This is a genomic window from Ruegeria sp. AF7 (genome assembly GCF_056541885.1).
On record NZ_JBQFYX010000003.1, the window covers coordinates 176,272 to 193,530 of the forward strand.

The window sequence follows — 17,259 nt, forward strand, 5'->3', positions numbered from 1 at the left end:
TTTGCCCACGGGTTAAAACTTGCATCGTGGTCGCGGCCCGGAAATTCACCGGTTTCACTGGAAAAATAATTTGATCAAATTATCTATTGCCCCCTGTTCGCTTGGGTGACAGAGTGTCGGCGAACAGCCGGATTCTAGCTGGACCGACAGGAGGGCTCAGGATGATCGAAAAGCGGAATTTCTATATCAATGGTCAATGGGTCGCGCCGTCGCAACCCAATGATTTCGAGGTCATCAACCCCTCGACCGAGGAGCCGTGCGCGGTGATCTCACTGGGTGGGCAGGCCGACACGGATGCGGCAGTTGCCGCCGCCAAGGCCGCCCTGCCGGGCTGGATGGCAACGCCGGTAGAGGCCCGCATCGCGCTGGTCGAGAAGCTGATCGACATCTACCAGACCCGCGCGGAAGATCTGGCGCAGGCCATGTCGCTGGAAATGGGCGCGCCGATTGACATGTCGCGCAGCCAGCAGGTTGGTGCAGGCACATGGCATTTGCAAAACTTCATCCGCGCGGCCAAGGCGTTTCAGTTTGAACGCCCTCTGGGGGATCACGCCCCGAATGACCGGATCATCTATGAGGCGGTTGGCGTGGCCGCATTGATCACGCCCTGGAACTGGCCGATGAACCAGGTCACGCTCAAGGTCGGTGCAGCGGCGATTGCGGGCTGCACGATGGTTCTGAAACCCTCCGAGCAAAGCCCGCTGAACGCGATGATCTTTGCCGAGATGATGGACGAGGCAGGGTTCCCGCCCGGTGTCTTCAATCTGGTAAACGGCGATGGCGCGGGCGTTGGCTCGCAGCTGTCGGGTCATCCCGACGTGGATATGGTCAGCTTTACCGGCTCGACCCGTGCGGGTACGGCGATTTCGAAGAACGCGGCGGAAACGCTCAAGAAAGTGCATCTGGAGCTGGGTGGCAAAGGCGCCAATGTGGTCTTTGCCGATGCCGATGAAAAGGCTGTCAAACGCGGCGTGCTGCATATGATGAACAACACCGGCCAAAGCTGTAACGCCCCCAGCCGGATGCTGGTGCAGCGACCGATCTATGATCAGGCTGTTGAGATCGCCGCCGAGGTCGCCAGCAAGGTCACGGTGGGCAGTGCCGCAGAAGAGGGCCGCCATATCGGACCCGTCGTGAATGAGGTTCAGTGGACCAAGATTCAGGACCTGATACAGAAAGGTATCGACGAAGGGGCGCGGCTGGTCGCGGGCGGCACCGGACGCCCCGAGGGGCTGAACAAGGGCTATTATGTCCGCCCGACGGTCTTTGCCGATGCCAACAACCAGATGACCATCGCGCGCGAGGAAATCTTTGGCCCGGTTCTGACCATGATCCCCTTCGACACCGAGGAAGAGGCTGTCGAGATCGCCAATGATACGCCGTATGGTCTGACCAATTATGTGCAGACGCAGGACAAGGCGCGCGCCAACCGCATGGCGCGGGTTCTGCGGTCGGGCATGGTCGAGATGAACGGCCAGTCGCGCAGCGCGGGCTCTCCGTTTGGTGGGATGAAGCAATCCGGCAACGGGCGCGAAGGTGGCGTTTGGGGGCTGGAGGACTTTCTGGAAGTCAAATCCGTCGGCGGCTGGGCAGCTGAATAATACACCCGGCGCAATGCGAGATGAGAGGGCGAGGCAACGCGGTTGCCTCGCCCGTGTTATGTCAGACAGGCCGCACCACTAGCTGGGGTTCCCCGTCGGACGTATGGCGACGGGAACGACCGTCCCAACCAATCTCGCCGGTCACGCGCTGGCGATAGGCCGAGAAACTGTCGAACCGGACCACATCGACAGGCGTGTCGAACTGTAGGGTCACCCGGCGGTGCGCACCGTCCCCCAGCATGGTCAGACCACGAATTTCCGCCGTGAACGGCTGGCCCAGGTAGCGACCTTCGACCCGGTCCCCCACACGCAAACGAATCCGGTTGCCCGCCATCGCGTGCAATGTGTTCCAGTCGCGCATCCCATGTTGATGGGCCACCAGTTCCAGGGCCTGACCGTGCGACAGCTGAACGCCGGTGTCGCGCAGTTTTCGTCGCAGGCGTTTGGCCTGTTCTTTCAGCTCCTCCAGCGGAGCGATGTCTTGTGACAGTGTCATGTTTTGCCTCGTTTCCTTGAACGGGCGCGAGTTTAGGACGGGGTTCGCATTACCATCCGCGCGCCGGGAAAGGGCAACAGATGTTTGTTCAACCGGGTTTCACCAAAGCCAATGGCCGCGAACGGCAGGGGACCCGAACCTGCGGTGCTTTTTGGCAGCGGTCGGGCCTGCTGTCAATCAGGCGTCGGCCTGTGCCGCCTCATAGGCCAGCATGGCCCTTTTGACCGGCAGACCCCAGTGATAGCCGCCCAACCCCCCGGATTTGCGCAGGGCGCGGTGACACGGGATCAGCCAGCTGACTGGGTTGCGCCCGACCGCCGTGCCCACGGCGCGCACGGCCTGTGGTGAACCCACGCGCAGCGCGATTTCGGAATAGGTCGTCACCTGCCCCGACGGGATGTGCATCAGTGCTTCCCACACTTTGATCTGCAAGGGCGAGCCGATCAGGTAGAGCGGTGTCGGCTCTGACCGGTCGCTGGCCGTGCCGAATGCGCTGAGAACCCAGGGTCGCAGGCGCATCGGATCTTCGACATAATCCGCGTTGGGCCAGCGCGAGACCATATCCTCCATCGCCGCCTTCTCTCCGGTTTCAGCCCCGAAGGCGATACCGCAGATGCCCTTGTCGGTGCCCATGACCAGCGCGGGGCCAAAGGGGCATTCGAACCAGCCCCAGTAGATCGTCAGACCCGCGCCCCTGCGGGCATATTCGCCGGGGCTCATGGATTCCCATTTCAGGAACAGATCATGCAGGCGGCCACTGCCGGACAGGCCTACGTTATGGGCGGTTTCAAGCGTGGTGAACCGTTCGCGCAGCAGCGCCTTGGCATGGCCCAGCGTCAGGTATTGCTGATACCGTTTTGGCGACACTCCGGTCCAACGCGAGAACAGGCGCTGGAAATGCGCCGGGCTCATATCCATCTGGCGGGCCAACTCATCGAGGCTGAGGGTTTCACCGCCCTGATCAATCAGGTCGATTGCCCGGCGCATGACGTTATAGTGGTATCCGCTTTCGGGGGTCTGGACGTTCATGGTTGCACCTCGTTGTCTGGCACAAACCATAGCGCGCGCGACACGCTGCCGCGACCCGGAACTTGCGCATTGGCTTTGGGCTTGTGTCGCGGCCCCTCGGGCGGCATTAAGGCCCGGATGGCAAAGCAACTCGACTATCATACGATCCGCGAGATCTTTACGCGCTTTCAGGAAGCCGACCCCGAACCCAAGGGTGAGCTTGAGCATGTGAATGTCTACACGCTGGTCGTGGCCGTGGCGCTGTCGGCGCAGGCAACCGATGCGGGGGTCAACAAGGCCACGCGCGAGTTGTTCAAGATCGCCGATACGCCGCAAAAGATGCTGGATCTGGGCGAAGAGGGCCTGATCGAGCATATCAAGACCATCGGCCTGTTCCGCCAGAAGGCCAAGAACGTCATCAAGCTGAGCCGTATTCTGGTCGAAGACTATGGCGGTGAAGTTCCAAATTCCCGTGCAGCGCTGCAATCGCTGCCGGGTGTCGGGCGCAAGACCGCCAACGTTGTGCTGAACATGTGGTGGCGGCAGCCGGCGCAGGCTGTGGACACGCATATCTTTCGCGTCGGCAACCGCACCGGCATCTGCCCCGGCAAGGACGTGGACGCGGTCGAGCGCGCCATCGAAGACAATATCCCCGCCGATTTTCAACTCCATGCGCATCACTGGCTGATCCTGCATGGCCGGTACCATTGCAAGGCGCGCAAGCCGCAATGCCCGACCTGCATCATCCGTGATCTCTGTCAATTCGAGGACAAGACATTATGAAAACCTACCAGCTGACCGGTATCGGAAATGCCGTTGTCGACGTGATCTCGCAGGCCGATGACAGTTTCCTGGAACTGATGGGCATTGAAAAAGGCATCATGCAACTGATCGAGCAGGAGCGCGGCGAGCTTCTGTATGCCTCGATGGAGCGCCGGGTGCAGACGCCGGGCGGGTCCGTTGCCAACACGATTGCGGGCGCAGGTGCGCTGGGGCTGGATGCGGCCTTTATCGGGCGGGTGCATGACGACGCGCTGGGCCGGTTCTATGCGGATGCGATGAACGAAGATGGCGTCGATTTCGTGAACCCGCCGGTTCCGGGCGGGGAATTGCCGACCTCGCGCTCGATGATCTTTGTCTCGCCAGATGGCGAGCGGTCGATGAACACCTATCTGGGCATCTCTTCGGAACTGTCGTCACATGACGTGCCCGATGAGGTCGCCGGAAGCAGCCAGATCATGTTCCTTGAGGGCTATCTGTTTGACAAGGAAAAGGGAAAGGCCGCGTTTCTTGAGGCCGCGCGCGCCTGCCACAAGGGTGGCGGCAAGACCGGGATCGCCATTTCCGACCCGTTTTGCGTGGAACGGCACCGGGTCGATTTCCTGCTGCTGATCGAGAATGAGCTGGAATTTGTCATCGGCAACGAGGCCGAGATCAAATCGCTGTTTGAAACCGACAATCTGGAAGAGGCGCTGATCAAGACCGCCGAGATTTGCCCGCTGGTGGTTTGCACGCGCTCGGGTGATGGCGTGACCGTCCTGAACGGAGGCGCACGCATCGACGTGCCGGTCAAGAAGATCGTCCCCGTAGACGCAACCGGCGCAGGCGACCAGTTCGCCGCGGGGTTCCTGTACGGAATGGCCACCGGGCGCGACTACGAGACCTGCGCCAGGATCGGCAACGTCTGCGCTCGCGAGGTCATCAGCCATATCGGCCCGAGACCCGAGGCGGATATGATCGAACTTCTGAGGAACGAAGGGCTGGTTTAACCAGATCTTCTGGTTGAATATTGAAAGGCCGGTGTGCACGCTCCGGCATTTTTTTATCTGTCCGAGAACAGCGCGAGCCAGATACCCGCGAACATGAAGATCCCGCCGAGATTCACACAAGTATGCCAAATCGCATAGCGAAACGGCATGGTTTTTCGCGCATAGAAAACCGTTCCGATTACATAGCTGGCGGCCCCGGCCACGATGCACCACAGGGTCGCCACCGGAACAGTCGTCATATCGGGCATCGCGCTTAATCCAATGGCCCCAAGCCCAAGATAGGAGGCGGTCGACCATTTGGATTTGATGGTTTCGTTTGCGATCTTGTTCCAGACCGCCACGATGGTCAGACCCCAGCACAGCCAAAGCAAGGTCATGGTCCACGTCGTACCCGCCTGAACGAAGAACGGCGTAAACGTTCCGCAGATACTGGGGTAGATTGCTGCATGATCGATCCGGCGCAGCACCATGCGACGATCATGCCAGCGGGCGAAATGATAGGCCCAGGACGCAAGGTTCGAAGCCAACGCGCAGAAAACATAGACCACAACCGCAAGAAACAAAGCCGTCTCAAGTCGGGCATAGGCATTGACAACAAGAACGCTGCCCGCTGATAGGATCAGCAACAACCCGACCGCATGAACGACCATGTCTGCATTCCTGTGTGCCTGAGCGGTGCTTGGAAAGGTCGTATACGTCATGATTAGCCCGAAAATGCCATCTCCGCGCTAACCATCAGCCCGGGAAATGTCCAACCTTCCCTTACGTTAGGCCTTATGCAAATACGTTAGGCCTTATGCAAAGGGTGGGTTCAGGACAGATGCGCCTTGAACACGCTCAGAACCTGTTCGTAGACATCACGTTTGAATGGCACGATCTCATTCACCAATTGGTCGGGCTTCTGCCATTTCCAGCGGGTAAATTCCGGGTGATCGGTTTCGATGTTGATCTGATCATCGGCGCCGGTGAAGCGCAGCAGGAACCATTTCTGCTCCTGCCCGCGATAGCGGCCTTTCCAGATGTGGGGCACGATGTCATGGGGCAGGTCATAGGGCAGCCAGCCCGCGGTCTCGGCGATGATTTCGACCAGATCAGCCGTGACCCCGGTTTCTTCCCACAGCTCGCGCAGGGCTGCGTCGCGGGGATCTTCGCCCTTGTCCACACCGCCCTGCGGCATTTGCCAGGCGTCTTGTGGGCCGTCGTTTCGCATGCCCACAAAAACCCTCCCCTCGGTATTCATCAGCATCAGCCCGACGCAGGGGCGATAGGGCAGTTTGGCGATTTCTTCGGGGGTCATGCGCGGCCTCATCGGGTTGTTCCGCCCACCTCTAGCAATCACCGGCGCTACAGCAAAGAGGGTGACGTGGGGTTTCGCGTGACAAAGTTGACGCGAACGTCAATCTAGCGGGCAAATTCAGGAGGGAGAGTTCCGCCATGACTGCGTACCCGAATATGCTGGCCCCGCTGGATCTGGGCTTTACCACGTTGAAAAACCGCGTGCTGATGGGCTCGATGCATACGGGGCTTGAGGAGACCGGAGACTGGAACCGGGTGGCCGAGTTCTATGCCGGCCGGGCGCGGGGCGGCGTGGCCCTGATGGTGACGGGCGGGATTGGTCCGAACCTTGAAGGCTCGGTCCTGCCGGGGGCTTCGATGATGGTGAGCGACAAGGATGTGGCGCACCATTCCATCGTGACGCAGCGCGTCCATGAAGCGGGCGGCAAGATCGCAATGCAGATCCTGCATGCGGGGCGCTATGCCTATGGGCCGAAATGCGTGGCCCCCAGCCCGGTGAAATCGCCGATCTCTCCGTTCCCGCCCACTGAGCTGGATGAAGAGGGCATCGAGAAGCAGATCAGCGATATCGTCAACGCCGCCGTACTGGCGCAAAAGGCGGGTTATGACGGGGTCGAGATTATGGGGTCGGAAGGGTACTTCCTGAACCAGTTCCTTGTGACCCATACCAACAAGCGCACCGACCGCTGGGGCGGGTCTTATGAGAACCGGATGCGTCTGCCGATCGAAGTTGTACGCCGCACGCGCGAGGCGGTGGGCACCGACTTCATCATCATCTACCGGCTGTCGATGATCGATCTGGTCCCCAACGGCTCGACCCATGACGAGGTGGTGCAACTGGCGCAGGAGATCGAAAAGGCCGGCGCCACGATCATCAACACCGGCATTGGCTGGCACGAGGCGCGGATTCCCACGATTGCCACCAGCGTGCCGCGCGCGGCCTTTGCCTGGGTGACCAAGAAGCTGATGGGCAAGGTGGGGATACCGGTGATCACATCGAACCGGATCAACACCCCCGAGGTGGCCGAAGAGGTTCTTTCGACCGGCTGCGCCGACATGGTCTCGCTGGCCCGCCCGATGCTGGCGGATGCGGATTTCGTGGCCAAGGCGATTGCGGGTGAGGCCGCGAAGATCGCGCCTTGCATTGCCTGCAATCAGGCCTGTCTGGATCACACGTTCAGCGGCAAGCTGACCTCGTGCCTCGTGAACCCGCGCGCCTGTCATGAGACGGAGCTGGTGATTGAACCGGCCAAAACGCGGAAATCCATCGCCATTGTGGGGGCAGGTCCTGCCGGTCTGTCGACCGCAATGATCGCGGCCCAGCGCGGCCACGATGTTACCCTGTTCGACCGCGCTGATGAGGTCGGCGGGCAGCTGAACATGGCCAAGCAGGTGCCGGGGAAAGAAGAATTCTGGGGTCTTGTCGACTGGTACCGTACCATGATGGATGATCTGGGCGTGACTGTCGAACTGAACCGCGAGGTAGGCGCAGATGACCTGACCGGCTTTGACGAGGTGGTCATCGCCACCGGTGTCAGCCCGCGTGATCCGCAGATACCGGGGCAGGATCGGGACAACGTGCTAAGTTACATCGACGTGCTGCGCGGCAAGGCCGAGGTTGGCAAGTCTGCTGCCGTGATCGGGGCCGGTGGCATCGGCTTTGATGTGTCCGAGTTCCTGCTGGAAGAGGGCCACAGCGCCACGACCGACCTGCCAATGTGGATGAAGGAATGGGGCGTGACGGACCCGGCTGAGCACCGTGCAGGGTTGGCGCCCGAGGGGCCGCAACCCAGCGCCCCCGCACGTCAGGTCACCCTGTTGCAGCGCAAGAAACAGGCGCATGGCAAGGGTTTGGGCAAAACCACTGGCTGGATTCACCGGGCAACGCTGAAGATGAAGAACGTCAATTTCGTGGGTAGCGTGAATTATGAACGCATCGACGATGACGGCCTGCATGTCAGCTTTGGCGAAGAGCGCGCAGACCCGACGGTGATCGCGGCCGATACCATTGTGTTATGTGCCGGTCAGGTGTCCGAACGGTCACTGGCGGACGCGCTGATCGAGCGGGGCATCACCCCCCATGTGATCGGGGGTGCGGATGTCGCCGCCGAGCTGGACGCCAAGCGCGCGATCAATCAGGGCACGCGGCTGGCGGCGAAGTTCTGATCGCCCCGGTTTAGCGTTTCCTAGTCGGACAGCGCGAGTTTTGCACCCAGTGCGCCAAAGGCCGTTGCAAAACTCCGCCTGATCCACTTCATCACCGTTGGACGGCGGATCACATAGTCGCGGGCCAGTGCTGCGCAGCCCCCGTATCCGACGAAGACAACAAAGGTCATGGCCATAAAGGCCAGGGCCAGCTGGATCAGCGCACCCCCTGCGTTCGCCGTGTCGGCTGGCAGGAACTGCGGCAGAAACGCCAGAAAGAACAGCGACAGCTTAGGGTTCAGCACGTTGATGAGCGTTCCCGTGATGGCAATCTTGAAACTGCTTTTCGCGGTCTTGTCGGCGGTGACATCCAAGGCGCCGCCACTCCTGAGGATGCCCCACGCCATGTAGAAAAGGTAAATGACACCAAGGTATTTCACGAGCTGAAACGCCACGGCACTGGTGTGCAGCAATGCGGCAAGCCCGACGATACTGGCCACGGCAGCGGGAACGATTCCCACTGTGCATCCGACCGCGGCGGCAACGCTGGCCCGGAAACCGCGGCCAAGGCCAACGGCCAGTGTGTAGATGACACCGGTGCCTGGCAGCAGCACGACGATCATGGATGTGATGAAGAATTCCAGTGACATTCAAACCCCCTGCAAATGCGCGCAGGGTCGCGAACATCCGCGAAGATGTAAATAGCGATCGGTCCGGGAACAGGGGTTGCGGCCCGGTGTCGCCGCTGGGCGGGGTGGTGAAACTTGGCTTTGAAAAGGGTTTTCGGGGTACCGTGTCCCCGGCCAAAACACCGGGACAGGGCAACGACGATGAAACCGGATTTCCTGACCCCCTCTGTCGTCACAAAAATGCCATTCTAAGATGAACAGAAACGTATGATTGCGTGGAAAACGCAGTATCGCAGGCGTCGGGGCCGGTTTGGAAACCACTGTTTCTGCGTTTCTCATACGCAAACGATCCGATTCAAATCCCTGATATTATCCCATGTATGCCCCGATTCCGCCCAGATTCAGAGCGATAGTCGGGTTGGAAATCAAGATCTGGGGAACGAGAATGGACCGACTGACCGAAATGGAAGCCTTCGCCAACGTGGTGGACCAGGGTGGCTTCACCGATGCGGCCAAGAAGATGGGCATCTCCAAATCGGCCGTGTCCAAACACGTCTCGAGCCTCGAAGCGCGTCTGGGAGCCCGGCTGCTGAACCGCACCACGCGCCGGGTGTCGCCGACAGAAATCGGCCTGGCCTATTATGACCGCGCGCGTCGCGTTCTGAATGATGCGGGTGAAGCGGATTCGCTGGTCACATCGATGCAATCGGCCCCGTCCGGACTGCTGCGCATCAGTGTTGCCACGGATTTCGGCGTCAATCACCTGTCGCCTGTCCTGTCCGATTTCCTGGCCGTCTACCCCGACATCACCGTGAACATGGTTCTGAACAACCGCTATGTCGAACTGATTTCCGAAGGATTTGATGTGGCCGTGCGCATCGGTGAGCTGGAAGACAGCACGTTGCGCGCCCGCAAGCTGACCGAAACGGTCAAACGCATGGTCGCCGCGCCCAGCTATATCGAACGGTTCGGGCGCCCGCAGAAGATCGACGATCTGAACGAACACAAGTTGCTGCACTATTCCAGCCAGTCGTCAGGCAATGTCTGGAAACTGACCGCACCGTCTGGCGAGAAGCGTCAGGTGCGCACCGCGGGTTGGCTGAGCGTGAATGACGGCCAGTCGCTGCTGAACGCGGCCATCTCGGGGCTGGGGATCGCGTATCTGCCCAGCTATCTTTATGCCGAAGCGTTGAAATCGGGGCGGGTTGTCGATGCCATGCCGTCCCTGCCGGACGAGGTACAGGGCATTTACGCCGTTTATCCGCCCGGCCGCTTCACACAACCCAAAGTACGGGCCTTCATCGATTTTCTGGTCGACGCATTCGAAGACAAAAGCCCGATGGATTGGTAGTTTCTCCCTGAAGACCAACCTTTGGCCCGCATGTCAAAGTGCGGGCCTTTTTTTATGAACCGATCACCGTCAGGCCGATGGATCGCGCGGAAGAGCGCAGGCTTTCCATCAATACGTTCTGGCCCGGCGGCGGCGTTTCGGCATTGCGCGCCAGCAATGCGATATCGCGATTGGCATTGGGAATGGACAGCGGGCGCAGCCGTACTTCGTCGCGGTAAATGCCCTGTCTGCGGGCAAACAGATCCGGTAGTACCGCAACCCCAACCCCCGAGGCCGCCATCAAGACAATGGAATCAAGCGTTGTGCCTTCATATTCATCCGAAACCACGCCACCGCATTCGGCTGCCAGCGCATAGACGATGCGCGACAGGCGGTGGCTTTGGTCAAGGGTCAGGAACAGCCGGTTCTGCAAGTCGGCCGCTCTGACGCCCTGTGGGTCCTGCGCCAGAACGTCGTCAACGGCCACCGCAACCCAGAGGGGTTCGTTGAACAAGCGGTGCTGAACGGTATTGGGGTGATCTTCGGGCGTTGACAGGATCAGGTCAAACCGACCGGATTTCAGGCCCTGTTCCAGATCGCGGGTGTTTTCCTCGCGCACGACAATGCGTAATCCGGGGCGCAGGCGGTGCACCTCTTTGATGGCTTGCGGCAGCAGGTACGGCCCGATCGAAGGCAAAACGCCCAGTCGCAACCTTCCTCCGACAGGCATATCGTTGGTCATGGCGTGGCGCAGGTCCTTGACCTCGGCAAGGATCTTTTGCGCGCGCGAGATGAACTCTTCCCCCTTTGTGGTCACCTGAATTCCACCACGGTTGCGGTCAAAGATCCGAACGCCAAGCTCTTGTTCTACGGTTGCAATTTGCGCCGACAGGCTGGGTTGACTGACATTCAGCACCTCGGCGGCCAAACTGAACCGCCCGAGGCGGCTGACCGTGACGATGTATTCCAATTGGCGCAGGGTTGGACGCATTTCATAGCCTGAAACTATATTAAACTTATAAAGATAGTATTTGGCGAAATCAATTTTGCAAGGCACCTAGCCCTGAAACGAGGGATCAGGAGACAAGTATGCCCGGAGTGATCGAGACGCTGTCCAGCAACCTGCTGGTGCCCACCATATTGTTTTTTGCCCTAGGGCTTCTGGCCGCTTTTGTACGCAGCGATTTGTCTATCCCGGCGGGCGCGGCCAAGTTCATGTCGCTTTACCTGCTGCTGGCCATCGGGTTCAAAGGCGGTGCCAGCCTTGCCGCGCATGGCATCCACCTGCAACTGTTCCTGACCCTGCTGGGCGGCGTGGCCCTGTCCTTTACCATCCCCTTCGTGGCCTTTGCCCTGCTGAGGGTTATGACACGGCTGGATGCGTTGAACGCAGCGGCGGTCGCGGGGCATTACGGCTCGATTTCGATTGTCACCTTTGTCACCGCCACCAGCCTGCTGGATCTGGTGGGATTGACCCATGACGGGTTCATGGTGGCGGTTGCGGCAGCGATGGAGGTGCCGGCCATTCTGTCGGCGCTGTGGCTGGCGCACAAGACCGGCGGCAATGGCGTCAAGGATGACAAGCTGTGGCGTGATCTACTGGCCAATGGATCGATTGTGCTGTTGACCGGGGCGTTCCTGATCGGGGCCATAACCGGGGGTGAAGGCATGCAGATGATCGCGCCTTTCATCGTCACGCCCTTCACTGGCATCCTGTGCCTGTTCCTGCTGGATATGGGGCTTTCGGCGGGGCGCAGCCTGATCAGCAATCGCGACAAACTGTCGGTTGGCCTGTTCGCATTTGGCGTATTGATGCCCCTGATCGGCGCGCTGATGGCCTGGGCCGTCGGTGCGGTGATCGGATTGCCGCAAGGCAGCCTGTTCCTGTTCATGGTGCTGTCGGCCTCGGCGTCTTATATCGCGGTTCCGGCCGCCATGAAAATTGCACTGCCAAAGGCCGAGGCCGGGATTTATCTGACCCTGTCGCTGGGTGTGTCGTTTCCGTTCAACATCACGGTCGGATTGCCGCTGTACCTGTGGTGGGTCAGTTGACGAGCAAGACCGCCTCGACCCGGCGGTTCAGCTCGCGCCCTTCGGAGGTTGCGTTCGAGGTGAGCGGGGACAGATAGCCGACGCCCTGCGCCTCGATCCGGTCGGCAGCCACACCATGCGCATCAATCAGACGGGTGCGGACCGACTCGGCCCGGCTTTTGCTGACCGCGATATTGGCCTGCAACGCGCCGGTGTCATCGGTATGCCCCACCAGCGCCAGGCGCATCTTGGGGTTTTCGGCCAGATACCCGGCCAGCAGGGTCAGAGAGGCGTATGTCCCCTCGTCCAACGCAACCTCACCGGTTGGGAAATGCAGATCGTCCAGTATCACGTGACCCGATGTTGCCAGCGCCTCAAGCAGCCCGCCCGACCCTTCGACTGCCTGTTCGATCACGACCGGAACAGGGTCCGGTGCATTCTGGGGTGTGACGCGGATCATCTGGACATACCCGTCCGGGGGGTTGCGGCTGACCAACAGGCTGAGGGCAACAGGCCCCTTGGTGGCCGACAGGAACCGGTAATCCTGAATGGCGACATACATATCCGGGGTCGGCACGACCTCGGTGCCAAAGCGGAAATCGAACCCGCCACAGGCGCGGGCATCACATTCGAACAGAATCTTATAGCCCTGCGCCTCGATCTGGTCGCGCAGCGGGGTCAAAAGCTGGAGGGTTGTGCTTGAGCCCGCCTGAAGCCGCCACGTGTAGCGTTCAACCCGGCCTTCGAGGGTGTCAGCAGGCACCGCGCCATTCGCGAAAGGCCCCGTTGGCAGGTCATAGCTGTCCAGCGGCGAGGTGCGGTCGCTGATTTGGCGGGCGCTGGCTGGCAGGGTCAGGTCCTGCGCCAGAACCGGCCCCGCCAGCAGCGTGGCAATGAGGGCGGCTGATCGGATCATCGAAACTGCGCGTGATACTCGGGGTTGGGCACCATTGCCGTGGCACTGGCCACCCGGTTGGACATGTTGAAGAACCCGGCGACATTGGCAATGTCCCAGATATCGCGGTCGGAAAAGCCTGCGTCGCGCAGACGCTGGCGGTCGGGCTCTTCGATCTCGGCGCTGGCGGTTGTCATTTTGGCGGCAAAGTCCAGCATTGCGCGCTGCCGGGGCTCGATCGGGGCAACACGGTAGTTCATCACCAGCATCTCGCCCAGTTGCGGGTTGCCCGAAAGCTGCCGGACAGCCGCGCCGTGTGCGACCAGACAGTAGAAGCACTTGTTGATCGACGATACGACCACGGCAATCATCTCGCGCTCCAGCTTGGACAGGCCGCTGTTGGCCAGCATCAGATCATTATACATCGCCGTGAACGTGTTCAGCTTGTCGATATCGAAGGCGTTTGCCTTTAGCACATTCGGCACCATGCCCAGCTTTTCGACACAGATATCGAAATATTTCTGCGTTTCCGGCGGCAGTGGATCGACCATGGGCAGGTTCAGCGCGGTGGGCATGTCTTTCTGTGTCATGGCGACCCCTTTTGTTCAGACAAGGTGACGGTAATGGTATTCACTGGCGATCTCCATCCCGAGGGCGCAATAGAGACCATTGGCACCTTCATTGGCCTTGGTGCAGATCACACTGAAGGTTTGAGCACCGTTGTCACCTGCCCAAATCGCCGCGGCGCGCATGGTCCACTGACCCAGCCCCTGACGGCGGTGCGCGGGCAGGATTTCAAGCGCATGCAGCATCGCGACATCGCCATGCATCGCCACGAAGGCTGCGCCGCTGGGTTGGTCGTTGTGGCGCAGCAGCAGACCGGTTTTGGGACCCTTCGCGCGCTCCATCACCGCCAGACGTTCGGGCCCGATCCCACCAGCTGCCCAGATTTCGCGCATGATTTCAAGCGGCTCCCAGACCGAAAACACCATGACCGGAGGGATCGGCTGATCGGTGAGGTGAGAGACGGGGCACGTATAGATGTTGACCGGATCAAGGATGTCATATCCCCGTTGCGCCAGCTTTGCATCCAGCGCCTCATCCCCCGGGCGCAGGCAGAAGATGGATTTCTGCCCCATGGCCTGCATCGCGGCCTCGGCCGCGTCGATATCTGCATCGCTGGCCCGGGCCAGCGCATTGGCCGCAGAAACACGCGAGCCGCCGCCCTGCCCTTCGCGCAGCTGAAACGGCCCCAGCCTGCGATACCGCGCGGCAGGCCATGTGCCGTCGACGATGTCCGCCCAATCGCCGCTCAAAGCGCAAGCTCTTTCGCCAGACGGGTCATGGCCGCGTCAATCCGACTGCCATCGGTGCCGCGTACCACCACGTTGGCCCCAAAGGCCCCGTTGATCTGAAACGGATAGCAGCCGATGGACAGATCGCTGAAATCTTCGGCCAGCGCGGACAGGTTTGCGGCGATATCGCCTTCGCCCCGGTCCACGCGCAGGGTTTGCGACAACAAGGGGCTGCCACCGGTCAGTGTGGGCAGGACGCTGGCGACCATAGCCTGAAACACCAGCGGTACCCCGGCCATCACATGCACGTTCTTCAGGGTGAAACCCGGCGCCGTCGAGACCGGATTGTCGATCAATGTCGCGCCATCCGGGACACGCGCCATGCGCAGGCGGGCAGCGTTCAGTTCCAGCCCGGATTTGTCGTAATGCGCCTGCAACAGCGCGCGCGCGTCGCCGCGAATGTCAATCGGGGTATCGAAGGCGCGCGCAATGCAATCGGCGGTGATATCGTCATGGGTCGGGCCAATGCCGCCGCTGGTAAAGACCGTGTCGTGGCTGTCAGACAGCGCTTTGACTGCCGCTTCGATGGCGGGGGCGTCATCGCTGACGATGCGGACCTCTTTCAGATCGATGCCGTGTTTTGCCAGTTCCTGCGCCAGAAAATGCATGTTTGCATCGCGGGTGCGGCCCGACAGGATTTCATCCCCGATCACCAGCATTGCTGCGGTTGGATTGGCCATGGCGCGGACTCCTCTTGATCGTCTTCAGGGGCAGGTATAGGCCGTGAGACATGCGTTTTGGAACCCCTCTTGTCCCCGCCCGCCTGATCCGTCGCTACAAACGCTTTCTGGCCGATTGCAGGCTGGATGACGGGCGCGAAGTGACCGCCCATTGCGCCAATCCGGGATCCATGATGGGGCTGGCTGAACCGGGCCAGTTGATCTGGCTTGAGCCCAATGACGACCCGAAGAAAAAGCTGAAATTCGGCTGGCGGCTGGTGGATCACGAAAACGGGCATTTCACCGGGGTCGATACTTCCGTCCCGAACCGCGCCCTGCGGGCAGCGCTTGAGGCGCGCGAGATCCCCGAGCTGGCCGCTTATGACACTGTCCGGCCCGAGGTGAAATACGGGCAAAACAGCCGTATCGATTTCCTGCTGAGCGGCCCCGGCCTGCCAGATGCCTATATCGAGGTCAAAAGCGTGACGCTGTCCCGCCAGCCCGGTCTGGCCGAGTTCCCCGACAGCGTCACCGCGCGCGGCACCAAACATCTGGGCGAGCTGGCACAGATGGCGGCGCAGGGGCACCGGGCGATCATGCTGTACCTGGTGCAACGCACCGATTGCGACCGGTTCGCGCTGGCCGCGGATATCGACCCGGCCTATGCGGCGGCGTTTGAGGTCGCGCAGGCGCAAGGGGTAGAGCGGATGATTTGCGGGACGCGGATTGCGCCGGATGGGGTTTGGGTTGACGTCAGTACCTTTCCAGTAATCAACCAGCATGACCCTGGCCTGCTGACGTAGCCCAAAATGCGCGCGATTGACTAAGGAGCACTGATTGAGACTGTTTGGCGCGCGTCTAAGACGCAGCAACCGCTTGTGCCATGAGTTTCAAATGCCTCATATCTGTACCGCAGCACCCTCCTATCACTGAAATTGACGGGTTGTTATGCACGACGTCCGCAATCTCTTGCCCAAGCACATGGGGGTCACCTTCGTCTAATTCCTCGGCCTCATCCAGTTCCGCATGAGAGCAACTTGATGCGTTTGCGACAACGCCTCTTAGTCTTGGATGGCGATTTAGCGCATCGGAAAAGTGGGTCGGATGGGCACAATTGACCATGAAGAACTGCGCAGCCGCATCCGTGGCGACATCGATTTGATCCAGCGCGTCTACAAGCTTTGTTCCATCAGCCAGACACCCGTCGGTTTCAACTACCAATGACATCACTATCGGTAGTCCCAAATCCTGCGCAGCCAGAATGCAGCCCGCTGCTTCGCTAGGTCTGTTGAACGTATAAGCTGTCACCAAGTCGACGCTGGTTTGTTTCAAAACGGCAAGCTGCGCACTGTGATACTGACGGGCATCATCGATCGACATGGCCGGAACGTCCGCATAGGGATCGTGGCGTGGGCCGACGCAGGCAGAAACCAAAACGTCATCTCGACCAGCGCTCTGACGCACGTCTTCCATTAACGCGACAGCATCCCGGTTTATTTCATCCAGTTGTTCGGCATCGTAACCCAGAGGAGCAGCCCGATCAGCATTGGCCATCCAAGTCGGTGCATCAAGTATACAACCCACTTCCATCTCGCCCGCCAACTGAACAAGCGCGTGCATCTGACCTGCCAGGACAGAACGGGTTTCTGGGTTCTCTAGCAATGGAAATGAGGCAAATCCCGGCAAATCTATGCCGTGGTTAAAGATCAGATCCGTGCCAGTTCCGGCAAAAACCAAATACTTTTTTTCTGTCTCGTGCGGGAGCTGTCGTGGCACTTCAGTGCGCTCCTTAGTTGTTGGAGTTCATCGCAACAATAACAGGGCAGAGGCTGTCTGTGAAATTTGCTGTGTAAACTGAACAAACACCAAACCGTTATGCGTCAACGCAATGGTCGATGGGTCAAACCGGATTTGAAACCTAACTGCAGTTCAAGTTCTTGAACTCTCGTGGTTCTGCCCCATGTGCCGCCTGATACACTGCGCCCTCTGGTACTTTCTGCACAAGCAGCGTAAAAGAAGTGCCGCGCGTAACAATTGGAGCTTTG

At 60.2% G+C, this 17,259-nt stretch carries 18 protein-coding genes; 7 read left to right on the forward strand and 11 right to left on the reverse strand.

Going from position 1 to position 17,259, the window contains the following annotated elements; all coding sequences use genetic code 11:
• The first annotated feature begins 161 nt into the window (after positions 1 to 161).
• Complete coding sequence (locus tag ACR0AP_RS09270; RefSeq protein ID WP_209505102.1) at positions 162 to 1,601, forward strand: aldehyde dehydrogenase family protein; 1,440 nt, start codon at positions 162 to 164, stop codon at positions 1,599 to 1,601.
• Between the two features lie 61 nt (positions 1,602 to 1,662).
• Here ACR0AP_RS09270 and ACR0AP_RS09275 read toward each other — a convergent pair whose 3' ends face one another.
• Positions 1,663 to 2,097, reverse strand: a complete 435-nt coding sequence (locus tag ACR0AP_RS09275; protein WP_480506517.1) for a glyoxalase superfamily protein — start codon at positions 2,095 to 2,097, stop codon at positions 1,663 to 1,665.
• Between the two features lie 177 nt (positions 2,098 to 2,274).
• Positions 2,275 to 3,126 (reverse strand): bifunctional helix-turn-helix domain-containing protein/methylated-DNA--[protein]-cysteine S-methyltransferase, encoded by an 852-nt coding sequence (locus ACR0AP_RS09280; RefSeq protein WP_480506518.1) that lies wholly within the window; start codon positions 3,124 to 3,126, stop codon positions 2,275 to 2,277.
• A gap of 117 nt (positions 3,127 to 3,243) precedes the next feature.
• Between ACR0AP_RS09280 and nth the strand changes: the two genes are divergently transcribed.
• The gene (gene nth / locus ACR0AP_RS09285) at positions 3,244 to 3,888 is read left to right on the forward strand and encodes an endonuclease III (RefSeq protein ID WP_209505105.1); all 645 of its coding nucleotides are present in this window, start codon (positions 3,244 to 3,246) and stop codon (positions 3,886 to 3,888) included.
• Entirely contained in the window at positions 3,885 to 4,874 is a 990-nt protein-coding gene (locus ACR0AP_RS09290) for an adenosine kinase (protein ID WP_480506519.1), read from the forward strand. The genes nth and ACR0AP_RS09290 overlap by 4 nt, the downstream gene beginning before the upstream one ends.
• Positions 4,875 to 4,927: 53 nt before the next feature.
• Here ACR0AP_RS09290 and trhA read toward each other — a convergent pair whose 3' ends face one another.
• Both trhA and ACR0AP_RS09300 read right to left on the reverse strand, forming a co-directional pair.
• Positions 4,928 to 5,575: a PAQR family membrane homeostasis protein TrhA gene (trhA, locus tag ACR0AP_RS09295; RefSeq protein ID WP_480506520.1), complete on the reverse strand. Its 648-nt coding sequence runs from the start codon at positions 5,573 to 5,575 to the stop codon at positions 4,928 to 4,930.
• A 110-nt stretch (positions 5,576 to 5,685) separates the two neighbouring features.
• Positions 5,686 to 6,171 carry an RNA pyrophosphohydrolase gene (locus tag ACR0AP_RS09300; protein WP_480506521.1) on the reverse strand — a complete coding sequence of 162 codons (486 nt, stop codon included), beginning with the start codon at positions 6,169 to 6,171 and terminating at the stop codon, positions 5,686 to 5,688.
• Positions 6,172 to 6,308: 137 nt separating this feature from the next.
• Between ACR0AP_RS09300 and ACR0AP_RS09305 the strand changes: the two genes are divergently transcribed.
• Positions 6,309 to 8,336 carry an FAD-dependent oxidoreductase gene (locus ACR0AP_RS09305; RefSeq protein ID WP_480506522.1) on the forward strand — a complete coding sequence of 676 codons (2,028 nt, stop codon included), beginning with the start codon at positions 6,309 to 6,311 and terminating at the stop codon, positions 8,334 to 8,336.
• 20 nt (positions 8,337 to 8,356) lie between these two features.
• Here the strand turns inward: ACR0AP_RS09305 and ACR0AP_RS09310 are convergent, their stop codons facing one another.
• Positions 8,357 to 8,965, reverse strand: a complete 609-nt coding sequence (locus ACR0AP_RS09310; protein ID WP_480484578.1) for a LysE family translocator — start codon at positions 8,963 to 8,965, stop codon at positions 8,357 to 8,359.
• A gap of 424 nt (positions 8,966 to 9,389) precedes the next feature.
• Here ACR0AP_RS09310 and ACR0AP_RS09315 point away from each other — a divergent pair, with 424 nt between their 5' ends.
• A complete protein-coding gene (locus ACR0AP_RS09315) occupies positions 9,390 to 10,295 on the forward strand; it encodes a LysR family transcriptional regulator (RefSeq protein ID WP_209505110.1) in 906 nt (301 codons plus the stop codon).
• Between the two features lie 52 nt (positions 10,296 to 10,347).
• Here the strand turns inward: ACR0AP_RS09315 and ACR0AP_RS09320 are convergent, their stop codons facing one another.
• On the reverse strand, positions 10,348 to 11,265 hold the full coding sequence (locus tag ACR0AP_RS09320) for a LysR family transcriptional regulator (protein ID WP_480484577.1): 918 nt from the start codon (positions 11,263 to 11,265) through the stop codon (positions 10,348 to 10,350).
• Between the two features lie 98 nt (positions 11,266 to 11,363).
• Between ACR0AP_RS09320 and ACR0AP_RS09325 the strand changes: the two genes are divergently transcribed.
• A complete protein-coding gene (locus tag ACR0AP_RS09325; protein ID WP_480506523.1) occupies positions 11,364 to 12,326 on the forward strand; it encodes a sodium-dependent bicarbonate transport family permease in 963 nt (320 codons plus the stop codon).
• Here the strand turns inward: ACR0AP_RS09325 and ACR0AP_RS09330 are convergent.
• Genes ACR0AP_RS09330 through ACR0AP_RS09345 form a run of 4 tightly spaced genes read right to left on the reverse strand, consistent with a single transcriptional unit; the run spans position 12,319 to position 15,235 of the window.
• Positions 12,319 to 13,221 carry an OmpA family protein gene (locus ACR0AP_RS09330; protein ID WP_480506524.1) on the reverse strand — a complete coding sequence of 301 codons (903 nt, stop codon included), beginning with the start codon at positions 13,219 to 13,221 and terminating at the stop codon, positions 12,319 to 12,321. The two genes, ACR0AP_RS09325 and ACR0AP_RS09330, sit on opposite strands and share 8 nt — an antisense overlap.
• Entirely contained in the window at positions 13,218 to 13,790 is a 573-nt protein-coding gene (locus tag ACR0AP_RS09335; RefSeq protein WP_480484574.1) for a peroxidase-related enzyme, read from the reverse strand. The genes ACR0AP_RS09330 and ACR0AP_RS09335 overlap by 4 nt, the downstream gene beginning before the upstream one ends.
• 15 nt (positions 13,791 to 13,805) lie before the next feature.
• Positions 13,806 to 14,516 carry a GNAT family N-acetyltransferase gene (locus ACR0AP_RS09340; protein WP_480506525.1) on the reverse strand — a complete coding sequence of 237 codons (711 nt, stop codon included), beginning with the start codon at positions 14,514 to 14,516 and terminating at the stop codon, positions 13,806 to 13,808.
• Positions 14,513 to 15,235, reverse strand: coding sequence for a competence/damage-inducible protein A (locus tag ACR0AP_RS09345; RefSeq protein ID WP_480506526.1), 723 nt, complete (start codon positions 15,233 to 15,235; stop codon positions 14,513 to 14,515). The genes ACR0AP_RS09340 and ACR0AP_RS09345 overlap by 4 nt, the downstream gene beginning before the upstream one ends.
• Positions 15,236 to 15,285: 50 nt before the next feature.
• On the opposite strand from ACR0AP_RS09345, the gene sfsA reads away from it, so the two are divergent.
• Positions 15,286 to 16,017, forward strand: a complete 732-nt coding sequence (sfsA, locus tag ACR0AP_RS09350; RefSeq protein ID WP_480506527.1) for a DNA/RNA nuclease SfsA — start codon at positions 15,286 to 15,288, stop codon at positions 16,015 to 16,017.
• Positions 16,018 to 16,072: 55 nt separating this feature from the next.
• Here sfsA and ACR0AP_RS09355 read toward each other — a convergent pair whose 3' ends face one another.
• Positions 16,073 to 16,990: a homocysteine S-methyltransferase family protein gene (locus tag ACR0AP_RS09355; RefSeq protein ID WP_480506528.1), complete on the reverse strand. Its 918-nt coding sequence runs from the start codon at positions 16,988 to 16,990 to the stop codon at positions 16,073 to 16,075.
• Positions 16,991 to 17,259: the final 269 nt, after the last annotated feature.

Excerpts from the sequence above, each read along its gene's own strand:
- ACR0AP_RS09270 (WP_209505102.1), top strand. The coding sequence starts at position 162 with ATGATCGAAAAGCGGAATTTCTATATCAATGGTCAATGGGTCGCGCCG.
- ACR0AP_RS09275 (WP_480506517.1), bottom strand. The coding sequence starts at position 2,097 with ATGACACTGTCACAAGACATCGCTCCGCTGGAGGAGCTGAAAGAACAG.
- ACR0AP_RS09280 (WP_480506518.1), bottom strand. The coding sequence starts at position 3,126 with ATGAACGTCCAGACCCCCGAAAGCGGATACCACTATAACGTCATGCGC.
- nth (WP_209505105.1), top strand. The coding sequence starts at position 3,244 with ATGGCAAAGCAACTCGACTATCATACGATCCGCGAGATCTTTACGCGC.
- ACR0AP_RS09290 (WP_480506519.1), top strand. The coding sequence starts at position 3,885 with ATGAAAACCTACCAGCTGACCGGTATCGGAAATGCCGTTGTCGACGTG.
- trhA (WP_480506520.1), bottom strand. The coding sequence starts at position 5,575 with ATGACGTATACGACCTTTCCAAGCACCGCTCAGGCACACAGGAATGCA.
- ACR0AP_RS09300 (WP_480506521.1), bottom strand. The coding sequence starts at position 6,171 with ATGACCCCCGAAGAAATCGCCAAACTGCCCTATCGCCCCTGCGTCGGG.
- ACR0AP_RS09305 (WP_480506522.1), top strand. The coding sequence starts at position 6,309 with ATGACTGCGTACCCGAATATGCTGGCCCCGCTGGATCTGGGCTTTACC.
- ACR0AP_RS09310 (WP_480484578.1), bottom strand. The coding sequence starts at position 8,965 with ATGTCACTGGAATTCTTCATCACATCCATGATCGTCGTGCTGCTGCCA.
- ACR0AP_RS09315 (WP_209505110.1), top strand. The coding sequence starts at position 9,390 with ATGGACCGACTGACCGAAATGGAAGCCTTCGCCAACGTGGTGGACCAG.
- ACR0AP_RS09320 (WP_480484577.1), bottom strand. The coding sequence starts at position 11,265 with ATGCGTCCAACCCTGCGCCAATTGGAATACATCGTCACGGTCAGCCGC.
- ACR0AP_RS09325 (WP_480506523.1), top strand. The coding sequence starts at position 11,364 with ATGCCCGGAGTGATCGAGACGCTGTCCAGCAACCTGCTGGTGCCCACC.
- ACR0AP_RS09330 (WP_480506524.1), bottom strand. The coding sequence starts at position 13,221 with ATGATCCGATCAGCCGCCCTCATTGCCACGCTGCTGGCGGGGCCGGTT.
- ACR0AP_RS09335 (WP_480484574.1), bottom strand. The coding sequence starts at position 13,790 with ATGACACAGAAAGACATGCCCACCGCGCTGAACCTGCCCATGGTCGAT.
- ACR0AP_RS09345 (WP_480506526.1), bottom strand. The coding sequence starts at position 15,235 with ATGGCCAATCCAACCGCAGCAATGCTGGTGATCGGGGATGAAATCCTG.
- sfsA (WP_480506527.1), top strand. The coding sequence starts at position 15,286 with ATGCGTTTTGGAACCCCTCTTGTCCCCGCCCGCCTGATCCGTCGCTAC.